This is a genomic window from Bacillus sp. NTK034 (assembly GCF_017303275.1).
GTDB lineage: Bacteria > Bacillota > Bacilli > Bacillales > Cytobacillaceae > Cytobacillus.
Map to the genome: position 1 here is coordinate 84,503 of NZ_JAFKOJ010000007.1, position 17,612 is coordinate 102,114.

Here is a 17,612-nt window from a genome sequence, read left to right on the forward strand (position 1 = left end):
TTAAGTACCAATATACTTTTTAGGAGGAAGAAGAATGAAAACATCGGAAAAAAGGGCGAGAGAAAAGGAATATAGAAAACCAATTCTCCCGTCCTCAAAAGAAGATTTTCTTCTAAAACTTGATATGCATATGGAGGAAGTAGATGAACTTCTCCTAGATGCCTTATCTTGTTCGGGACATATTTTCTAAACATAGACTCCGAATCAATTAATGAAGAAGGAATAGTGATTGAAAAAATTAATTTTGTTTTGAAAGAGGGAGACTGATTACTTATGAGTAATCGGTCTTTTATTTTCTTGTAAAAGGGATGGTGGAAATGGACCGGTGTAATAACATTTTAAAGAATTCAAGCTCTCAAAAACACTTGGAAAGCAGAGTAAATTTACTTCTTCAAGATCCTTTAAAAGAAAGTAAACAATATGCCCAAGAAAAAGCAATTAAGTCTTTCTGTGAGGGGATTGGATATTTAGAAGGTTTCCTTTTATTTCAACGACAAATTCATCCGAGCAACATAGAGCATAGCTACTGGAATGGAAAAGAAGCAGCCTATATGGAAGCTCTGAAAGAAGTGGATTTAATCGTAAAGGAAGCTATTAATAGGCAATATAGACATTTTTGTATATTCCTTTAAAGAGATAATAAAAACTAAATTAGGATTGATACGCACATCGTCTTATAAGACATTGTGCGTATTTTTTTTAGGAGGAAAACGAATGAAACATGATAAAATTGAATTAACAGAAGAAAAGATTAAACAACTGGCTGAAATCTCATTACATCCGCTATTCACCCCTTTCCCACAGTCGATTTCGGACTCATATAGATTTGGCTGGGCAAGAGGCCTTGTCATGTATATTGAGACCATACTCCATGGCAATTGGCACAAATGGCTGAAAATATTAGATAAAGGCGAATGGGATTCCAATGATCCTTACCCGCAAATTGAACTTTCACCAAGCGGCAGTGATGAAGTTAGGAAGATGTTAAAGAAATCATTTGAGCCGCTTCAATACAAAGGGATACGAAGTTACGAGTTTCTTAGTTGGATAGGTTATGCTTTGGGAATTTCATGGTTTGAAAAACCAAACATTGATGATCAGTCCTGGAAACATCTCTATGAAAACTTTAACTTTGATTTTTTTTTGCAGTATCCATCAGATTATTTAAGCCTATTCTTAGCTGAGAATGGATCATCAGGTGATCTTTCGTATTTTCCAACTCCCCTTCATATCACAATTGCAATGAATAGAATGCTAGAAGGTGATGATGATAAATCATTAACAGATTTAGTCTATGAACCATGCGTAGGAACAGGAGCTATGGTGTTACCATCCAAAAGTTTAAATGTGGTAGCAAGTGATCTATCGCACCTTATGGTACGCGCAGCGGCAATCCAGGCCTTTCTTTATAAGCCTTCCATGCTGTATGTACCTAGACCAGTAATCGGCCTTCACGCAGATCCAAAAGAGCTCAGAATCAACAAGTACTTTGAGCTTGAAGTTGACTCTAGAATTTACTGCGGCGATTCCCTTCTAGGGGAGTTCACTTGCCCTAAAAACATTTTCTTAGAAGGCAGCGAGTTTGTTGATGTGTTTTTCCATCCACTTGATTTGGAAAAACATGAAATTTACTTTTACGAAGAGGAACTTAGTAAGCCTTGGCAGTCATTATCATTTGAGATGCAGAAAAGGATAGTCGCAGCAATGGCCAGGGAGATTCAACCTGATAGAACCATGACAAACCCTCCTTTCAATGCGAAAATACCAAAGCATGAAAAAGAGCACATGAATGAGATTATTAAGAGGAACCAGGCATTTGTAGAGGAACGGAAAAGCAGGGAACGCCTCAGCATGTTCCAACAAATTGAGGAAGATATTGAACAAAAAATGGAGCTTATAACTACTGATTATAAAGGAGTAAGTAAAGAGCAACTTATGTTCGCTTTTTAATTATTTTTTTAAAAAAATAGTAGAAATATCCAATAATTCTTGATAGAATTTATATATATAAGATGAAAAGGGAGCACCCCTACTAACAATAATAATTGTGGTAGGGGTGCTTTTTTTTATAAAAATTATAGGAGGAAACCAAAAATGGTTTTGATGATTTATTTGTATTTAGTTTTGACTGCAATTTTTCTTATTGGTGGTGGAGTAATGTATACTTTAGGATGTCTCTTTGATAAATCCTGGTTCTCCAAAGTAGGAATTGGCGTTTTAGCGCTCAGTATGTATACGATTAATCAAGCAAGTACATTAGTGTAATGAAAAAAAAGCGGCTCATACTTTTTAAGTGGATAGGCCGCTTTTTTTACTTCTCTTCTTTTCTCCTACCTCATTTCTCTCAGATAAAATAAAATATTATCATTCAAGTAAAATTTTTCAAATTTATATAGATTAATATACCCAAATAACATTTCAGGGGTTTGGACTCATTTTTAAATTGAAGCACGACTTGTTAGGTAAGTTCAATACAATTTGGATATTTCTAACCAAGAGCCTGTCCCTACTGTAATTGATAATAAAATAAATACACATTTTAAAAGGGAGAATTCATTATGCAATATATTTAATGGGAAAATATATTCAATTTGACATTAAATCTATCGGTATTAGAAATTTTAAAATCTGGAAAGTGGGTACTTATTGACCATAGATGCTAAAAATTCGGTATGATACCATGACTTTTGTAAATTAAATGGAATTTTTTATAAAAAGATTCCAAAAATACCAATCGGAGGGGTAGAAATGAAAAAGCTGTTTGTTACTAGCATCATGCTTATGGTAGGATTAATCTTTTCTTTCACTACTGTAAGCGCTTCTTCACAATTTGAAGTAGATTACCAAACTACTTCAAACAGTGTACATATTGAATGGGAGTCTGATGCTGCATCATTTAAACTATACTCAGGTAAGAAATTAATTTGGTCAGGTTCTAAAAAGGAATATACAGCTGAAAATCTTAAATCAAAGAAGCAATATAAATATCTATTAGTTGCTTTGGATCCAAATGATAAAGTTGTAGATCAGGCAGAATTAAGAGTCATTACAAAAGGTGAGAAAGAGAAAAAAAGCCTGCTATTAAAAAAAGCAAAAAAAGATGAACGATTATTAGATGGTGTTACCATTGATGCAATCATTAAAAAGAACAAGGTCATTGTTAAATGGGATGAAAAATTACCGGATGAAGATGGAGCTATTGATCTATATAGAAATGATGAATACCTCGGTCAAATAAAAGGTAACTCCTATGTGGATACTGACATAGAACCAGGTAAGTATTATACATATCGTGTACAAGGTGAGAAAAAGAAAAGTGAAGCAGAAATAAACCAATCTGTTAAGCAAGCTAAGAAAGACGGTTGGACTATTACTGAAGATGTTCTAAAAGAGTTATCTTATGAGACTTTTGATTTAGGAAAAATCATTCAAACTTTCTCTGAAGAGCAAGTAACGAATGAAAGCGTAGAACAAGCTCAGTCTTATGCAATTGCAGCTGCGATTCCACAAAGATATAACTTTAGGTATACAACATTCATTCCAGAAGCAAAGGTTGGTATACCCGGAAATCCAGCTTCTTGTCCAACTTTCCGTGGAGATAATAGAGGTTTCGCATTTGACCATAGCAGGTATCGTACACAAACGGAAGTCTCTGCATATTTAACCGGGTCAACTACTGGAACCACTAGTTGGGTAACAAGAGATGTGGGTCAAAGTGCAAGATATAATTGTGATGGTACAACTGATTATAAAACTCAGACAAGCTATACAATGTCCAAAACAAATCTAGAAGCGACTTCTCAATTTGTTTCATGGAGAGTCGTTCACGCAGTAGGCGATCCATTTGATATTATCAATATTGCTCCGCCAGTTATTGATTACACATATACTGCTAACGTAAGTTATGATGGAGACATCCAAGTTTTTGGTGAACATGATCAGGCACCTGCCCATGAAATGTATGTGTATATCCCGAACTCTGATGCTATGTTGCCTATTTTCCAACATCAAAATAAGGGGTTATTATACCTTGCTCCACCATATCCAAATGCAGATATTGAATTCAGTATTTATAACTAGTAGAAATATCTCATAAACTTGGGGTGATGACGACATGTCATCGCCCTTAGAAATTTCATAGCCCTTATTTCTCTTACTAAGATGGTTTATCCATGATAAACTTGTATACTCAATAATATTGGTATTTACGTTTGAATTTTATTAAAAACAGTAAGGAAGGTGGGATAGATTGAAGAAATTCATCTCAAGAAATATTCTGACCTTAATATTAGTTTCTATAGTACTAACTATTATGTTATTACCTAGCTTTTCACAAGAAAATTCGCCATTAGTACTATCGTTAGTGGTTGTATTTTTTTATGCAATTTTATTTATTTTATTATATGGAGTATCTTCATCATTGATAGCAGAACTTCTTAGTTTGCGAGCGAGTAGTCAAAATCGGAAAAAAATAAAAGCTGTGACCTTTTTAGTTTCTTTAGCTGTGTTTTCCTATTTTTCACCTAATCTGGTGTATGTACTCTATGCCTTCATCGTTGCTACTTTATATTTCTTAATCGATGAGTTCCTTAGAAAAAAGGATGCTGCTTAGATTTTTTACTCCAAAATTCACAAAAAAACCTTCAAAATTATTGAAGGTTTTTTCTCTGTACAAGTAATGTTATGTAAGTTGTATCTTAGTCTATTTCACCGAGTCCTTTAATTGCTTACCTGGTTTAAATACCGGCAATTTTGACGCAGCAATTTCAATTTCTTCTCCTGTTTGAGGATTTCTTCCTTTTCGAGCCGCTCTCTCACGAACTTCAAAATTACCAAATCCGATAAGTTGAACCTTGTCTCCATTCTTTAGTGCTGTTTGAATGGATGCAAAAACAGCATCCACTGCTCTAGCTGCATCCTTTTTTGATAATTCCGCTGTTTCAGCTACCTGATTTGTAAGTTCTGTTTTATTTAGCATAATAAGCACACTCCATATTATTAATTCAATCTGTAAGATTGTATCTCATTTTTATCATAGCTAATTACATTAAAGCAAATTCCCTATGATTCTCCCTTATAAACATTACAATTATTGCCCAATTATGGTATGATATAGCATATTACTCTTTTATTTTATTCATGTTTCACCTACGCAGGAGGAACTTTTTTTACGCAATGCGCTTTTCAGAAAGTGACCAATCTATTAATGCTGCAAAATCAGCTATTAATTGGTCCTTTTCTGAAGAGCGTTTTTTTTTGCTTTTCGACCAAATACTTTTTAAGGAGGAGTATCCATTGGTTATTCAAACGCACTTTAACAATGGAGTCGCAACATATTTTGCAAATGAGAAAGGGAGGATTGCTGCGCAAATCTCTATGAAGGATGGAAAATATTCTGGTTTCAGTATTGTTCCACTGATCATGGATATGCAGGGCAGCCAAAGCGGTTTGTTATTCATATTAGATTGGGTGACAAAAAGGGCTAAATCTCCCATCCTATCAGACATTAAGTATCCTCTCTTAGTAGACTTCGGTTTCCAGCATGCTGATACAGGATTAGTCTGGGATCCATCTATGGACGTGGAAGAAGTTGAGCCGGTTGTGATGTTTTCATGACATCGGTTCCGAAAAAGATTGAATTTGCTAAACCAGCTTCGAGTGTGCATTCAAGTTATTGGAGCTATTCCAGGCTTTCTATGTTTCGCGACTGTGAACGTCAATTTTATTATAAGTACGTTTTAGGCCTCCCTTATCCATCCAACCATAGTATGAGGGTAGGGAAGATTTTTCATAGGGCCATTGAACTTATGATTAGAGAGGGTTATTCTTCTTCAGAAGCATTATATTTTTCCATTGGGGAACAAGGAGGCTTACCCGAGGGAGAAAAGACTTACTATTTATTAGGAATGTTAAATAAGGCTTTTGATCGAATTCCTAAAATGGATTATCTCGAAATATCGAGTGAATTAGATTTAAGTATAAAAACGACTAAAGGAGTCATCAAACTTATCATCGATTTGGTCATTGATGATCCGGCCAATGATGTAACTTATCTATGGGATTTTAAAACTAGTTGGAGTTCTTTTTCTGCAGAGACCCATATGCAATTGCCTTTCTATGGCTGGCTCTATAAACAGTATAGAGGGTATGTTGGCAGCACCTTTAAAGGAAAGCTGGTTTTTCCCCGGTTAGATAAGAGTGAGGACAATGAAGTACTCCTTACAAATGAAAAATTAGAGAAAGCTAAATTGTGGTTAATCCAGACGATAACCCAAATTGAAGACAAAGATGCGGATGACCAAGAGGACTGGAAGATGGCTAAGGACCGTTCAAAATGCGATTATTGCCCATATGCAGCTCGATGTGCAGGAGGCTTGTTAGCGGGACTATCCAGCACAGGTGAACCCCGGAACCTTCAGGAGGCTGAAAAAATAGGAGAGTACCTCTTATCTCAGGAACTTGCTTTAAAGAATATGAAGAGTGGGTTCAAGAAGTGGGTAGAGGAAAATCAGTCAGTTCACGTAGGCACTGGTGTTTGGATGATTGAACAAAAGCCCAGTACTAAATGTGAGGATGTGGATGCCCTAATTGATTTTGCTCAGCGAAATGGCTTGGATCTTAAGAAGGCCTTAAATCCAAAACCCGCTATTTTAGCAGAGTGGCTTCTAGAGGATGAAACAGGGGAGTTAGAACAACTCATTTCTTACTCGAATGGGCGTAAAAGCTTTAAATATGTTAAATGAGGATGACGAGCGGCTTATATAAGTCGTTCGTCTTTTATTACAAATTAATTGGGAGGAATAAAAAATGAAATATGAGATCGCACCAGCATATCAAGGTAGGAAAGAGATTTCTGCAGAGGACCTCTTAACAGCTGTGCATATTAGTTTAAATCAGGAAGCAGACCTTTTCGAAGAGGGAAAGCTTATTTGCAGCTGGCTCGGACTGCCAATGGACCAAAACATTGAGAACCTTCACCTTAAAGGAATTACTACGTATGTCCAGAATCATCAATATTGCTTTAAGTGGACGGATGAAAGTAAAAATACGAATAAAATTTTTGCTGCCTTTCTTCCTCATGTTTGGGAAGGGGAAGACATGCTGCAGGTGAATGTTCATCATTACCGCGCATCAATAAATGAGCGTGAATTTAAAAATATAGACGAACTACATCAATTCATTTTCGAAAACTACCCTGAAATAGAGCCTTCTTTTATCAGCGTATGGGTCTTTGGGGCAGAAAGTAAGAATTACCGGTTAAATACTGTGACCACAAAAAGAGTAACAGTTCTTGCTGGAGGGGTAAAATGAATGATGTTTTTGATTTGGAAAGAATGATGAAATTAACAAACAAAGACCTATTGTTGTCTAGGGTCTTCAGAGACCTAGTCGAAAAGGCTTTAAAGATGAAAGTGATGTGTACCAAATCATTTTCAATGGATATGTACTTAACGATCCCATTATGGAAGAAGAATATATGAATTGCTGATAGATAAATCAGTTTGAAGAAAGGTTGTTGCCAGGGCAGCAGCCTTTTTCCATGCACTTTTTATGATTAAAAACTTATACCATTTTTCAGGAGGAAAACAAATTATGATTACAGCCAAGAGCTATTTTAGCGGTTGCGGTGGAATGGATTTAGGAATGCAAGAGGCCGGTATTGATGTGGTGGAGTCCTTTGAGATTGACCTGGCCGCATGCAAAACCTTAGAGAGGAATTTTAAACACAAAGTAAACCAGTGTGACATTGCTAAGATTAAAGTATTGGATCAGCAAGCTGCTGACGTGTTTATCGGGACTTTTCCGTGCACAAAGTATAGTTCGATCGCTGACATCCATGGAACCCGGACCGGGGATGAGCTATTTCTTCATTTTTTCCGGCATATTGCTTTAGCACAACCTGAAGTGTATGTTGTTGAAAATGTCCCGGGGATGAGGAAATTTCAGGTGGTAATGGAGTGTTTAACGAAGCTGCCTAATTACTATGTCCGGGTAGAGTGCCCTGTTAATGCTAATCTCTGGCTCCCGCAAGAGCGCAAGAGATTGATAATTATAGGTAGTAAGAAACCGTTAAACAGCTTACGCTATCCAACTAATAACAAGCCTGTGAAGATGAGAGACATCATTGATGTGGGGACTGAAGTATATTCTCCAGATTATGTTTTAAGACGCTTAAATGGTGCGTATAGAGACAAACCGATTATTACTGATTTGGATGGAATTGCTCCAACATGTGTTGCTCATTATGCTAAGGATCGTTCAACACGATTAATTAATGATGGTAAGTCTATTCGACCTTATTCGGTGAAGGAATACGGGCGACTACAAGGCTTCCCCGACTGGTTTGAGTTTCCTGTAACGGATAATGAAGCATACAGACAGATCGGAAATGCCGTTCCAGTCGAAATGGGCCGCTGGGTAGGGCAGGAAATAATACGATACTTTCAAAATTATTCATCTGTTGCCTAGTCAGCAGATGAGTTATTAAACAGTGAAAATATAAAACTTTTTAAGGAGTAAAGAATATGAATCTAAAATTGAAGAAAGTCTATATGGTATCTAAAAAAGCTGAAAAACCTCGCTTGTTTCTCCAACATTTAGTATGCGAAGCAGCGGGATTAACGCCTGGCCAAGAATTGTTTATTTCTATCAATGAAGAGAATGAAGAGATTCAGATTCAAAATTATCCTATGGATACAGAACATAAAATTCATGTAGCATCCCGATTAAGTAAAGTAAGCGGCAAGCGCCGGCCATTAGTTGATACTGCAGGTGAAAAGTACTCATCAATTATCGATGTGAAACAGAAAGTAGAAATAAGCGTTTATCGAAAAGGTGAGAATAGCCGTATTGTGATTCAGCCGCTTAGATATAGCTTATTTACGAATAAAACTCTACCCTCACAAAAAGATGAGCGAATTCGGCTTCTAAGTATCGCAGCAGGAGCTGGAGTTGGAACAGCCGCCATGTGTGATACCCAGCTCTTCTCAGCAGTTCAAGAGGTTGAGTTGGAAGATGATAGTGCTGAGGTACTCTTGAGAAACTTTCCGAATTCCTATATCTTTAATGGTGATATCTGGGATGTACATGAAGTTCATGAAGCAGATGTCGTTTTTGCATCGGTTCCATGCAATGAATTTTCAAGTTTAGGTTATCAAGAGGGTAACCTTATGAATAATCTCATGATTGCAACTGCCAAAATCATTAAAAGCTCCAAGGCTGAGATGTTATTCTTTGAGAATGTTCCGTCCTTTTTTAAAAGTGAAGCATGGTTTAGTCTAAGAGATCTTCTAGCGGATGATTATCTATATTGGACTGAAAAAGAATTAGAAGCTTGGGAGTTCGGCAGCATAGCCTCCAGAAAACGCATTTATTGCTGTGCCTTTCGACAAGAAAGAGCTTTTAAGTCTTTTCAATTTCCAGTACCAAAGAAGATGCGTAGACGCAAACTTAAGGACATTATGGATCCAGCTAATGTGAAACATGAATGGAAAAGCCTTGAGAAATGGATGGATTCATTTAATAGCAGAGAAGCATGGAAAGATCGTAGCTTAGATTTAACGTTCGTAACAAAAGATGCGACTAAGATACAATGCATACCCAAGCGTTATGCCGGCCACTCAGCTTCTTCGAGTTATGTTTTAAATGAAGAAAATAAGAAAAGCTGGCGCTTCTTATCTGTAAATGAAATCAGAAAAATATTAGGTGTTCCGGAATGGTTTGAATTCACAGACCATATTTCGGATTTAAGAAAATATGAACTCCTGGGGCAAAGTGTAGATTGCAGGGTAATAAAGGCCATTGCCAATCGTATTGCCCATACTTTTATGAAATTAAAATCAAGAGCCGAGAATTCTATAGTTAAAAAAGAATCTCAAAGCTTGTCTGTTACCAATAATGGACAGCTGCAACTATTGTTCTCCTAATATCCAAAAGAAAGGAAAGAGAACAATGACATTTAAAGAGTGGCATACTGACATGTATGTGATCAATTGGATCTTAACCAAGATTTTATAAAATCCCTAGAAGAGGAATATAAGGAATGGTGCTATATTAATGGTCTAGCACCAATATGGGATTAATCTGTTTTTTAAGCATGTTTATATATTTCTATTAACAATCAAGGAATCCTTTTTGAGACAAACTCAAAGAGGGTTTCTTTTTTTTAAGGTATATAAAACATCATTGTTACTTCTCTAAAACTGCTCCAACCAGTTATAAAAAACAGGGGACGCCGGCTTTGAATGGTTGTTAATAGTTTTTGCTTTTCTTTTAGTGAAATCAGGCAGTACTTCATCTTGGATTAAGCTAAGAAAGTAAGCCGACATACTGTATATTGGTTCTGGATAGGATAATCTCTTATGTAGTTTCATAATGGCTTTAGAGCATGCTTTTAGTAATTTAAATGGCTCAACTTGTAATATATTTATTGCTTGTCCAACAATGTTTTTAGCCGCTTTTTCCGAAAAGTGATTTTCCACTAAATGATCAATTACAGGTTTGTAATGATTTTCAATTTCTGAGTCATTAAGTGAATTTTTTGTTACGCGCGCATGCGCTTTTATATTATTTTCTTCTTCAAAGTTTTTAGGAGTTTGGGAGTTTAAAAAGAGTTTGTCTTTCTTTTCAGGAATGACTTCACCAGTATTTTCAATAATCTCTGGCACTTCACCTGCTCCGACATTTTCAGCTTCTTCAATCTGTACGATTTCTTCATCATCAACGAGTGCTTCTCCACTAAAAGGCTGCAAAACATAATAGCAGTTCCCATTTAACCCATTGGAACGTTTGGTGTGAAAAATTTTAATAACACCATGATCTTTTAATAGTTTAATGGTGCGCTCTACTGTCTTGGTAGAGACTCCAGCTAATGAAGCCAATGAATCCTGCTTTAGCCAACATACACCAGCAACCTTACAAGCGTATTTCTTTAACAGATGAAAAACGGAATCGTTGCTTTTCGTCAAAATATTTCTTAATACACCGTAATGAAGATCCATATGATGATTTAATTCCTCTACAGAATTAAATGACTGCAGCTCCCTGGCTAGTTTTGGTATATAGCACATGATTAGAACTCCTTTTGATAGACAAATTCTTATTGGAAATTAGTTTATCAAAATCGAAATTTGTAAAATGTCTCTCTCTAAGAGAAAATGCACCACAAAGAAAAACAGGTTAGTTAGCGTGATACCAATGGAATAAAAAAAAGTGACAAATTTTTTGTTCCACATCCTCCGCTATAGTTTTGCACCAGTTAAAATAAATGCACCACCGTGTATTTTTGCACCAAATCCTTTAATATCAAGGGGCCACTAAATGTATTAAGGGTTCCCTTTATATACACTTCCCGCTAATAAAATGAGTAAGTGGTGCATTTTTATTGTACAGGTACCGCTAGAAACGAATTATTTCGTCGAGATATCATAATGTCTCATTCGAAAGCTGTTTCTCTTAAACCTTTGGGAGAAGAAGGTTTATCTATGCTCACACATTCCGCTAATGCTGGTGCAAAAATGGTTCGGTTTAAGCTAGTCTTATGTATACACATTCCGCTAATGGACCAAATTGGTGCATTCTCATACTTTTGTTCCACACATTCCGCTAAAGTTGGTGCAAAAAAATTTTTTCAAAATTAAATATGCACCAAAACTGTGCACACATCCCGCTAATTTTACATTTTTACCTAATAAATCTGGTGCATTTGTAGGTTTTTTACCCCACACATTCCGCTAATCTATGGTGCATAATGGCCAAGTGGTGCAAAATGAAATTTTAACACTTACAGACTGGTGCATAATCTGTTATTATCACTGTAATAAAGTGCCTAGCAGGGGGATCATGATGAAGTATGATGAGATATTGGATCATTTAATACTGAACTATGAAACTTTAAAAATAGTTCTATTCGAGGAAACTAAACATCTGTTCCAGGATAGACCGTATATCCTTGAAAAATGGAAGAAACAAGCTTATTCCATGACAGCTGAAGAAGTTAAAAACAATAAGCCTACTGAGGATATGTTATCTTTTGGTGCACTTTATTTGTTGTTTACTGAGGCATTTTATCATCAAAAGCCCATTACAAAGGCTATGATACGTGAAGTAGTGAATGTTTATGGAGATACTATAAAAGCTATACTAGCCGGTAATTTTTATCAGGAGTTTCCGGACGATGTGAAAAGACATAGTATGAATAAACCTCAAATTGACGAGGCCATGCAGCAAGACTACATATTATCTAGTACGGACATTGATTTTCATTTAATGAGAAATATCGTCACAAAAAAGAAAGATTTTAAAGCAGGGGAAACGGGAAAATTGGCAACCGAGATTATAGACAACAAGGGGAAGGTTAAAGGAGTAGCGGAGCTGCGGCCAAATGAGATACAAGCTACATTTACTGCAGATCAGCAGCAAATGTGGTTAGAAATGCTCGGAGAGACATTAAACTCTTTGGACGATTTAACCGCGGATCTGTTTGATCTCATTTCTTACTTGTGGTTAACATCTCCTAAAACAGCTGACGGTTATATTGAATTTCACAGCAATGACGCTCTCCAGCTCAGAAACATTAAAAAACGTACCGTTAAGGGCCAGGAATATGATTATAGGGAAGAGGATCGCTTTAATATCATGAAGCGGGTAGCTGCTCTTTCTAGCATATGGGTATCCTTAGGGGAAAGAAAAGTACATATCTTAAACAGTGAAAACATACAAGAAAATGAACTCTATAAATTTAAAGATTTCCAACGAATGTTCGAAATTGGTGCCATTAGGGTGGCATACGATAGAAATACAAATGAAGCCAAAGGTATTTTTGCAGTTCAGGTACGGCCAACCTCTTTGCTAACGCCATATTTAGAAGGACCGAATCGCACCCTGGGAATTTTAGATATAAAAGTGTTCCAATACAATCATTACACCCAGAGAGCGCATAAAAGATTAACACGCTATCTTAATCTTCAGTGGAGAATTCGCACAGTAAAAAGGAATTTAAATCAGCCTTTTAAAGTTGGAACCTTGTTGAAAGAAATGGATTTTTCATCTCGATATAGCGGAGTAGAAATACGGGATCTATTCGAAAATACGCTCGACGATTTGAAAGATGATGGAGTAATTAAAGAGTGGTCCTATGTAGAGGAAATTGATGAAAACAGAGTGGGACGGGTTAATTGGGTCAAGAATTATTGGTCAAAGTTAAATATCTTATTAACCCCTCCGGAATTTATTATCAAAGAGAATCAACGGAATTTTTCAATTCCATTTACTACTTATCAGCAGCCAGAGATTTTTGATAAGATGAACAGTCTTACAAATGCTGAAATTCCAACAGGATTAACTGAGGCTTCAAAAGAGATTGCTACAACTATAGATATGCCTGTACCCGTTCACTCAACAAACAGTGTACAATATGTTCAGCAAACCTTTGAATTTACTGAACCGGAAATATCATTAACTCCAGAAGCAATGAAGGAAACCTTAGAAAGATGTAAGTTAAGTATAAGGCAGGCTGCTGAGGAAATAGGGATTGCTCATACAACTCTATCACGGTACATACGGAGAGAAAATAAGCGGCCAAATAAGAAGAATGATGAGAAGATGGCCAAGTGGCTAAATAGTAAAAAGTAAATATCCGATAAAAACGAAAAAGGCCTCCATAGTTTCCGCTACAGAGGCCTTTTTGTAAAAAATTTTCGTGCTCTAAGCCCAAAAACTTTTTAAGGAGTATTAAAAAATTACCATGAATCTATGGGACTGTCAATTTCGTAAAAGAATTTTAAGATTAATGGAGAAGGAAATAATCATCTCTTTTGCAATTGGAAAGTGGTGATATTCCGTTCTTAGGTAATTTCCTCAACAGTAATGCCATAAAACTCTGCAAGCTTTTCTAAATTTTTTCTTCTAGGAAAACTTTTATTTAGCTCCCAACCCCCAAGAGTACTGCTAGCAATCCCAATCGCATTTGCTACTTCTTGCTGTGTTAAGTTCCTTGTTATCCTCAGTGACCTTAGTTTAGTCCCAATGTTTTCAGGAATTTTATTTCCAATAAAGATTTTTTGGATACGCTCAAATGGTACGTTATACTCATCGGCAAGTATTTTTATTATTAGATTATCGTTATCTTTATATTTTGGATTTAAGCTTGTCATTTTGTATGTTAATTTGATTTCCTTAATTTCATATTGCTTTAATCCTGTCATCTTGAACACCATCTCATTATTTTGGTTAATCAGAGGCAAGTTCCCGCTTTTTAAGACTGCCGTATTTTATGTATTACTATTATGAACAAATATTCTATTTTAAAAATACAGAACCATTCTTACAAAACACTTAAATTCGGTTAGACTTTAGCATTTAAGGGCAGGTTGTTAAACAAGAATAATAAATTTTTAATCTCTCTTTATGATAGAATGATATAAAAATGTAAAATATAGGGGTTTAGGTGAGGTTTATTAATGGAAGCTGAACGAAAAAGTGGTAAAGGAATACCCCTAACTATTGGGTGGTTATCTGTGATCTTATTAACTCTTAACTTAATACCGCCTATCCTTTTGTTTTTCCCTATATGCATAGGAGTAGTAATAAGGCGAGATTACCAGGAGGATAAGCTAGGATCAGCAATGATTATCTTAGGTATAATAAGTGGAATCACTGGTTGGCTTTTAGGGATATTTGTTAGTAATAATTTTTATTAAACAAACGGTGCAGTTTAATTGAGGATAGGGGGGACTAAAATGAAAAAGAAAATGAACAATTTATTCTTACTTTTAACAATAACCTTTATGGTTGGTTGTACTAACGTAGAAGATACATCCAATACGGTTGTAGAAACAGAGTCACATAAAGTAGTAGCAGCCGAAGGAATCAAAAATAATGCAAAAGAAGAAACTCTCACCACGGGTGCGGAAGAAACGGCAACCCAACCAAATAATGAACTGTTCTCAGGCTACAAACTTATTGAAGTTGATGGCGGTGATCAGTCTGGACATCGTGAACGTAATGTTGTCGTTGACATTGGTTATGGGAACCGTGAATATTGGGCATTTACTAATGAATACGGGCAACTAGTACGTGTCATTGCTGACAAAATCATCCTACAAGATGACAGTAGCGAACCTGTATTATCGTCTGGCAGATACTATCCTGATGAGGCAAAGGTTCCGGGTGTTGAAAGCGAAACATTAGATGAAGGACATATCATTGCTGATTCTCTTGGAGGGGTAGCAAATGCTTATAATATCACTCCACAAGATAGCATACTCAATCGACACGGTGATCAAGCTTATATAGAAGATTCAATCAGTAGAGCGGGTGGTGCTACAGACTTTGAAGCAATTATCACTTATCCGAATACACAAACACAGATTCCTTCAAATTATCAATATACTTACACGATAATGGGCAACAAGATTGTTGATTCATTTGACAACGGGAACCCAGACGAAGTAAACGCATCACTCGGTTTAACAGACAGTGATTTAGTTGAATCAACCGAACCCGTTGAATCAACAGGAACAAACACAAACGTTGATATTTCCAGCGTAGATACAAACAGCAATGGACAGGTGACGATAAAAGAAGCAAAGGAAGCAGGTTTTAGAATGCCAATAACGAGCGATCATTGGTTATACCCATATATGGATGATCGTGATAATGACGGTATGGTAGGGGAGTAAACCGATAGAGGTATTGCCCAAGCTTCAGTTTTATCAGATTAAAAATAGACTGTATTATTACAGTCCATATTTCAGATGAAGAGGGCAATACTCTAAGATTCAGCTGCCGAAGGGTAGCTTTTTCTTATTAAACAAACGGGGCAGCATTCCTGTAATGAATGAAAATGGAGTTTGAACAAAAAAATAACCTCTTGGTAGAATGAGAGAGTCCTGAAGCCGGCAAGCAAAAAGGACAAAAATCTCAAACACCAGGAGGCTTTACAATGAATTATAACCAGAATAAGAAGATTGCTCAAATCACTTCTCAAACTCTTATTATAGGAGTCGATATTGCGAAATTCAAACATGTGGCTCGTGCCCAGGATTTCAGGGGAATGGAGTTTGGATCCCCGTGTCAATTTGAAAATACAAAAGAAGGATTTGAAAACTTTCTTAAATGGATTTCGGAAATCAAAAAAGAACAGTGTATGAGTAAAGTGATGGTTGGCATGGAGCCAACAGGCCACTATTGGTTTAATCTGGCCCATATCTTAAAAGAAAATGGGATAAAGTTTGTCGCAGTAAACCCGTTGCACGTCAAGAAAAGCAAAGAGTTGGATGATAACTCACCCACCAAAAATGATGTGAAAGATGCCAAGGTCATAGCCCAGCTGGTCAAGGATGGAAGATACGCCGAACCAACAATACCGCAAGGTGTTTATGCAGAACTCCGTGTGGCAAAGAAAATACGCGATCTTTTAACTGAAGACCTACAAACGGTCCAAGGACAGGTGCACAACTGGATTGACCGGTATTTTCCGGAATTCCTCAAGGTTTTTAAGAAATGGGAAGGTAAGGCTTCTTTACAATTCTTAAAGCTCTATGCCTTGCCACATGAAATAGCTGTATTCACCGAAGAAGAACTACTCGTCCATTTGAGAAAGTCCGTATCTCGGAGTGTTGGATTAAACAAGATCCGCGAATTAAAACAGGCAGCTAGCCAGTCCATCGGACTTCGACAAGGTGCTGAAATGGCCAGGCTGGAGCTAAAAACCATTCTGGCTAAGTATGAATTAATTCAGTTACAATTCGAAGAATTGGACGCCAAAATAGACAGCCAGCTTGATGAAATACCAGGTGTACAACAAATGTTAGCGATAAAAGGTGTAGGCAGGGATACAATTGCCGGCTTCTTTGCGGAAGTAGGAGATTTAGGTGAATACAATCATCCAAGGCAGATTATCAAGCTGGCCGGCTTAAGCTTAAAAGAAAATACATCCGGCAAGCACAAAGGAAAAACGACCATCACAAAAAGAGGCCGAAAGAAACTCAGGGCACTGTTATTCAGGGTCTGTATGATTCTCGTCGCCAAAGGATTCTGCATTTAAAGCATTACATGCTTACTATACTCAACGTCCGGATAATCCTTTAAAGAAGATGCAGTCCCTGATTGCTTTGTGTAATAAACTAATTCGGATTTTCTTCAGTATAGGAAAAAAGCAATTTGATTTTAATGAGGAAAAGATGCTAAAGGACATCCCTCATTTGGCAGTAACAAAGAAGACGGAAATGGCAGCTTAACTTTGGTTTAGATTAGATAAGTAGTAGTTCTTGCTTTTATAGTTTTTGAGACATTTGAAGCACGGATTAGTCGGCAAAGCAACTAAATTACGGGCTTGGACCCTGTGGGGCAGCATGGCTGACATCCACCTCATGGAAAGGTTGGACGAAGGAATTTGAGAGCGAAGACTCTGTGAGACATGGGAGGGTTGACCTCCATGAGTAAATGTGGACATCCACCAGTGCGGTTATATTTTTACTCATCCACCATTTTCTGTAAGGGACTGGTTAGTGGGTTCTAACTCTTTTTTCTCACTCTGTCCAAAAATATCCTTTCAAGTGAAGATCCTCCATTTATAAAGTGAGTTACCGAAAGGTAAATAACTATGAAAT

The 17,612-nt window shown here is 36.6% G+C and carries 17 protein-coding genes and 1 pseudogene; 15 read left to right on the forward strand and 3 right to left on the reverse strand.

Annotated elements, in window-relative coordinates; genetic code table 11:
- Window positions 1–34: 34 nt before the first annotated feature.
- The 6 genes from JI665_RS19100 (at window position 35) to JI665_RS19125 (ending at window position 4,612) form a co-directional block, all read left to right on the forward strand.
- Complete coding sequence (locus JI665_RS19100) at window positions 35–190, forward strand: hypothetical protein (RefSeq protein WP_206842856.1); 156 nt, start codon at window positions 35–37, stop codon at window positions 188–190.
- A gap of 127 nt (window positions 191–317) precedes the next feature.
- Window positions 318–632, forward strand: a complete 315-nt coding sequence (locus JI665_RS19105; RefSeq protein ID WP_206842865.1) for a hypothetical protein — start codon at window positions 318–320, stop codon at window positions 630–632.
- An 82-nt stretch (window positions 633–714) separates the two neighbouring features.
- On the forward strand, window positions 715–1,950 hold the full coding sequence (locus JI665_RS19110; protein ID WP_206842874.1) for a hypothetical protein: 1,236 nt from the start codon (window positions 715–717) through the stop codon (window positions 1,948–1,950).
- Window positions 1,951–2,094: 144 nt separating this feature from the next.
- A complete protein-coding gene (locus tag JI665_RS19115) occupies window positions 2,095–2,265 on the forward strand; it encodes a hypothetical protein (protein WP_206842876.1) in 171 nt (56 codons plus the stop codon).
- Window positions 2,266–2,748: 483 nt separating this feature from the next.
- Window positions 2,749–4,080: a DUF3238 domain-containing protein gene (locus tag JI665_RS19120; RefSeq protein ID WP_206842879.1), complete on the forward strand. Its 1,332-nt coding sequence runs from the start codon at window positions 2,749–2,751 to the stop codon at window positions 4,078–4,080.
- A gap of 169 nt (window positions 4,081–4,249) precedes the next feature.
- A complete protein-coding gene (locus tag JI665_RS19125; protein ID WP_206842881.1) occupies window positions 4,250–4,612 on the forward strand; it encodes a hypothetical protein in 363 nt (120 codons plus the stop codon).
- Between the two features lie 90 nt (window positions 4,613–4,702).
- Here JI665_RS19125 and JI665_RS19130 read toward each other — a convergent pair whose 3' ends face one another.
- Window positions 4,703–4,978 (reverse strand): HU family DNA-binding protein, encoded by a 276-nt coding sequence (locus tag JI665_RS19130; RefSeq protein WP_206842883.1) that lies wholly within the window; start codon window positions 4,976–4,978, stop codon window positions 4,703–4,705.
- A gap of 317 nt (window positions 4,979–5,295) precedes the next feature.
- On the opposite strand from JI665_RS19130, the gene JI665_RS19135 reads away from it, so the two are divergent.
- The 5 genes from JI665_RS19135 to JI665_RS19155 all read left to right on the forward strand — a co-directional run bounded on the left by JI665_RS19135 (window position 5,296) and on the right by JI665_RS19155 (window position 9,926).
- The gene (locus tag JI665_RS19135; protein ID WP_206842885.1) at window positions 5,296–5,616 is read left to right on the forward strand and encodes a hypothetical protein; all 321 of its coding nucleotides are present in this window, start codon (window positions 5,296–5,298) and stop codon (window positions 5,614–5,616) included.
- Complete coding sequence (locus JI665_RS19140) at window positions 5,613–6,743, forward strand: PD-(D/E)XK nuclease family protein (RefSeq protein ID WP_206842887.1); 1,131 nt, start codon at window positions 5,613–5,615, stop codon at window positions 6,741–6,743. The genes JI665_RS19135 and JI665_RS19140 overlap by 4 nt, the downstream gene beginning before the upstream one ends.
- A 64-nt stretch (window positions 6,744–6,807) precedes the next feature.
- Window positions 6,808–7,311 (forward strand): hypothetical protein, encoded by a 504-nt coding sequence (locus JI665_RS19145; RefSeq protein ID WP_206842889.1) that lies wholly within the window; start codon window positions 6,808–6,810, stop codon window positions 7,309–7,311.
- Window positions 7,312–7,593: 282 nt separating this feature from the next.
- Window positions 7,594–8,469 (forward strand): DNA cytosine methyltransferase, encoded by an 876-nt coding sequence (locus tag JI665_RS19150; protein WP_206842892.1) that lies wholly within the window; start codon window positions 7,594–7,596, stop codon window positions 8,467–8,469.
- Window positions 8,470–8,525: 56 nt separating this feature from the next.
- Window positions 8,526–9,926, forward strand: a complete 1,401-nt coding sequence (locus JI665_RS19155) for a DNA cytosine methyltransferase (RefSeq protein ID WP_206842894.1) — start codon at window positions 8,526–8,528, stop codon at window positions 9,924–9,926.
- A gap of 270 nt (window positions 9,927–10,196) precedes the next feature.
- Here JI665_RS19155 and JI665_RS19160 read toward each other — a convergent pair whose 3' ends face one another.
- Window positions 10,197–11,069: a helix-turn-helix domain-containing protein gene (locus tag JI665_RS19160; protein ID WP_206842896.1), complete on the reverse strand. Its 873-nt coding sequence runs from the start codon at window positions 11,067–11,069 to the stop codon at window positions 10,197–10,199.
- Between the two features lie 910 nt (window positions 11,070–11,979).
- Here JI665_RS19160 and JI665_RS19165 point away from each other — a divergent pair.
- On the forward strand, window positions 11,980–13,632 hold the full coding sequence (locus tag JI665_RS19165) for a helix-turn-helix domain-containing protein (protein WP_244671255.1): 1,653 nt from the start codon (window positions 11,980–11,982) through the stop codon (window positions 13,630–13,632).
- Between the two features lie 212 nt (window positions 13,633–13,844).
- Here the strand turns inward: JI665_RS19165 and JI665_RS19170 are convergent, their stop codons facing one another.
- Window positions 13,845–14,204 carry a helix-turn-helix domain-containing protein gene (locus JI665_RS19170; protein WP_244671256.1) on the reverse strand — a complete coding sequence of 120 codons (360 nt, stop codon included), beginning with the start codon at window positions 14,202–14,204 and terminating at the stop codon, window positions 13,845–13,847.
- A gap of 255 nt (window positions 14,205–14,459) precedes the next feature.
- On the opposite strand from JI665_RS19170, the gene JI665_RS19175 reads away from it, so the two are divergent.
- The 3 genes and pseudogenes from JI665_RS19175 (at window position 14,460) to JI665_RS19185 (ending at window position 17,240) form a co-directional block, all read left to right on the forward strand.
- Complete coding sequence (locus tag JI665_RS19175) at window positions 14,460–14,699, forward strand: hypothetical protein (protein WP_206842898.1); 240 nt, start codon at window positions 14,460–14,462, stop codon at window positions 14,697–14,699.
- Window positions 14,700–14,738: 39 nt separating this feature from the next.
- Window positions 14,739–15,680: a hypothetical protein gene (locus tag JI665_RS19180; RefSeq protein WP_206842900.1), complete on the forward strand. Its 942-nt coding sequence runs from the start codon at window positions 14,739–14,741 to the stop codon at window positions 15,678–15,680.
- A gap of 263 nt (window positions 15,681–15,943) precedes the next feature.
- Window positions 15,944–17,240: pseudogene (locus tag JI665_RS19185) on the forward strand (IS110 family transposase).
- Window positions 17,241–17,612 lie beyond the last annotated feature (372 nt).

Excerpts from the sequence above, each read along its gene's own strand:
- JI665_RS19100 (WP_206842856.1), top strand. The coding sequence starts at position 35 with ATGAAAACATCGGAAAAAAGGGCGAGAGAAAAGGAATATAGAAAACCA.
- JI665_RS19105 (WP_206842865.1), top strand. The coding sequence starts at position 318 with ATGGACCGGTGTAATAACATTTTAAAGAATTCAAGCTCTCAAAAACAC.
- JI665_RS19110 (WP_206842874.1), top strand. The coding sequence starts at position 715 with ATGAAACATGATAAAATTGAATTAACAGAAGAAAAGATTAAACAACTG.
- JI665_RS19115 (WP_206842876.1), top strand. The coding sequence starts at position 2,095 with ATGGTTTTGATGATTTATTTGTATTTAGTTTTGACTGCAATTTTTCTT.
- JI665_RS19120 (WP_206842879.1), top strand. The coding sequence starts at position 2,749 with ATGAAAAAGCTGTTTGTTACTAGCATCATGCTTATGGTAGGATTAATC.
- JI665_RS19130 (WP_206842883.1), bottom strand. The coding sequence starts at position 4,978 with ATGCTAAATAAAACAGAACTTACAAATCAGGTAGCTGAAACAGCGGAA.
- JI665_RS19140 (WP_206842887.1), top strand. The coding sequence starts at position 5,613 with ATGACATCGGTTCCGAAAAAGATTGAATTTGCTAAACCAGCTTCGAGT.
- JI665_RS19145 (WP_206842889.1), top strand. The coding sequence starts at position 6,808 with ATGAAATATGAGATCGCACCAGCATATCAAGGTAGGAAAGAGATTTCT.
- JI665_RS19150 (WP_206842892.1), top strand. The coding sequence starts at position 7,594 with ATGATTACAGCCAAGAGCTATTTTAGCGGTTGCGGTGGAATGGATTTA.
- JI665_RS19155 (WP_206842894.1), top strand. The coding sequence starts at position 8,526 with ATGAATCTAAAATTGAAGAAAGTCTATATGGTATCTAAAAAAGCTGAA.
- JI665_RS19160 (WP_206842896.1), bottom strand. The coding sequence starts at position 11,069 with ATGTGCTATATACCAAAACTAGCCAGGGAGCTGCAGTCATTTAATTCT.
- JI665_RS19165 (WP_244671255.1), top strand. The coding sequence starts at position 11,980 with ATGACAGCTGAAGAAGTTAAAAACAATAAGCCTACTGAGGATATGTTA.
- JI665_RS19170 (WP_244671256.1), bottom strand. The coding sequence starts at position 14,204 with ATGACAGGATTAAAGCAATATGAAATTAAGGAAATCAAATTAACATAC.
- JI665_RS19175 (WP_206842898.1), top strand. The coding sequence starts at position 14,460 with ATGGAAGCTGAACGAAAAAGTGGTAAAGGAATACCCCTAACTATTGGG.
- JI665_RS19180 (WP_206842900.1), top strand. The coding sequence starts at position 14,739 with ATGAAAAAGAAAATGAACAATTTATTCTTACTTTTAACAATAACCTTT.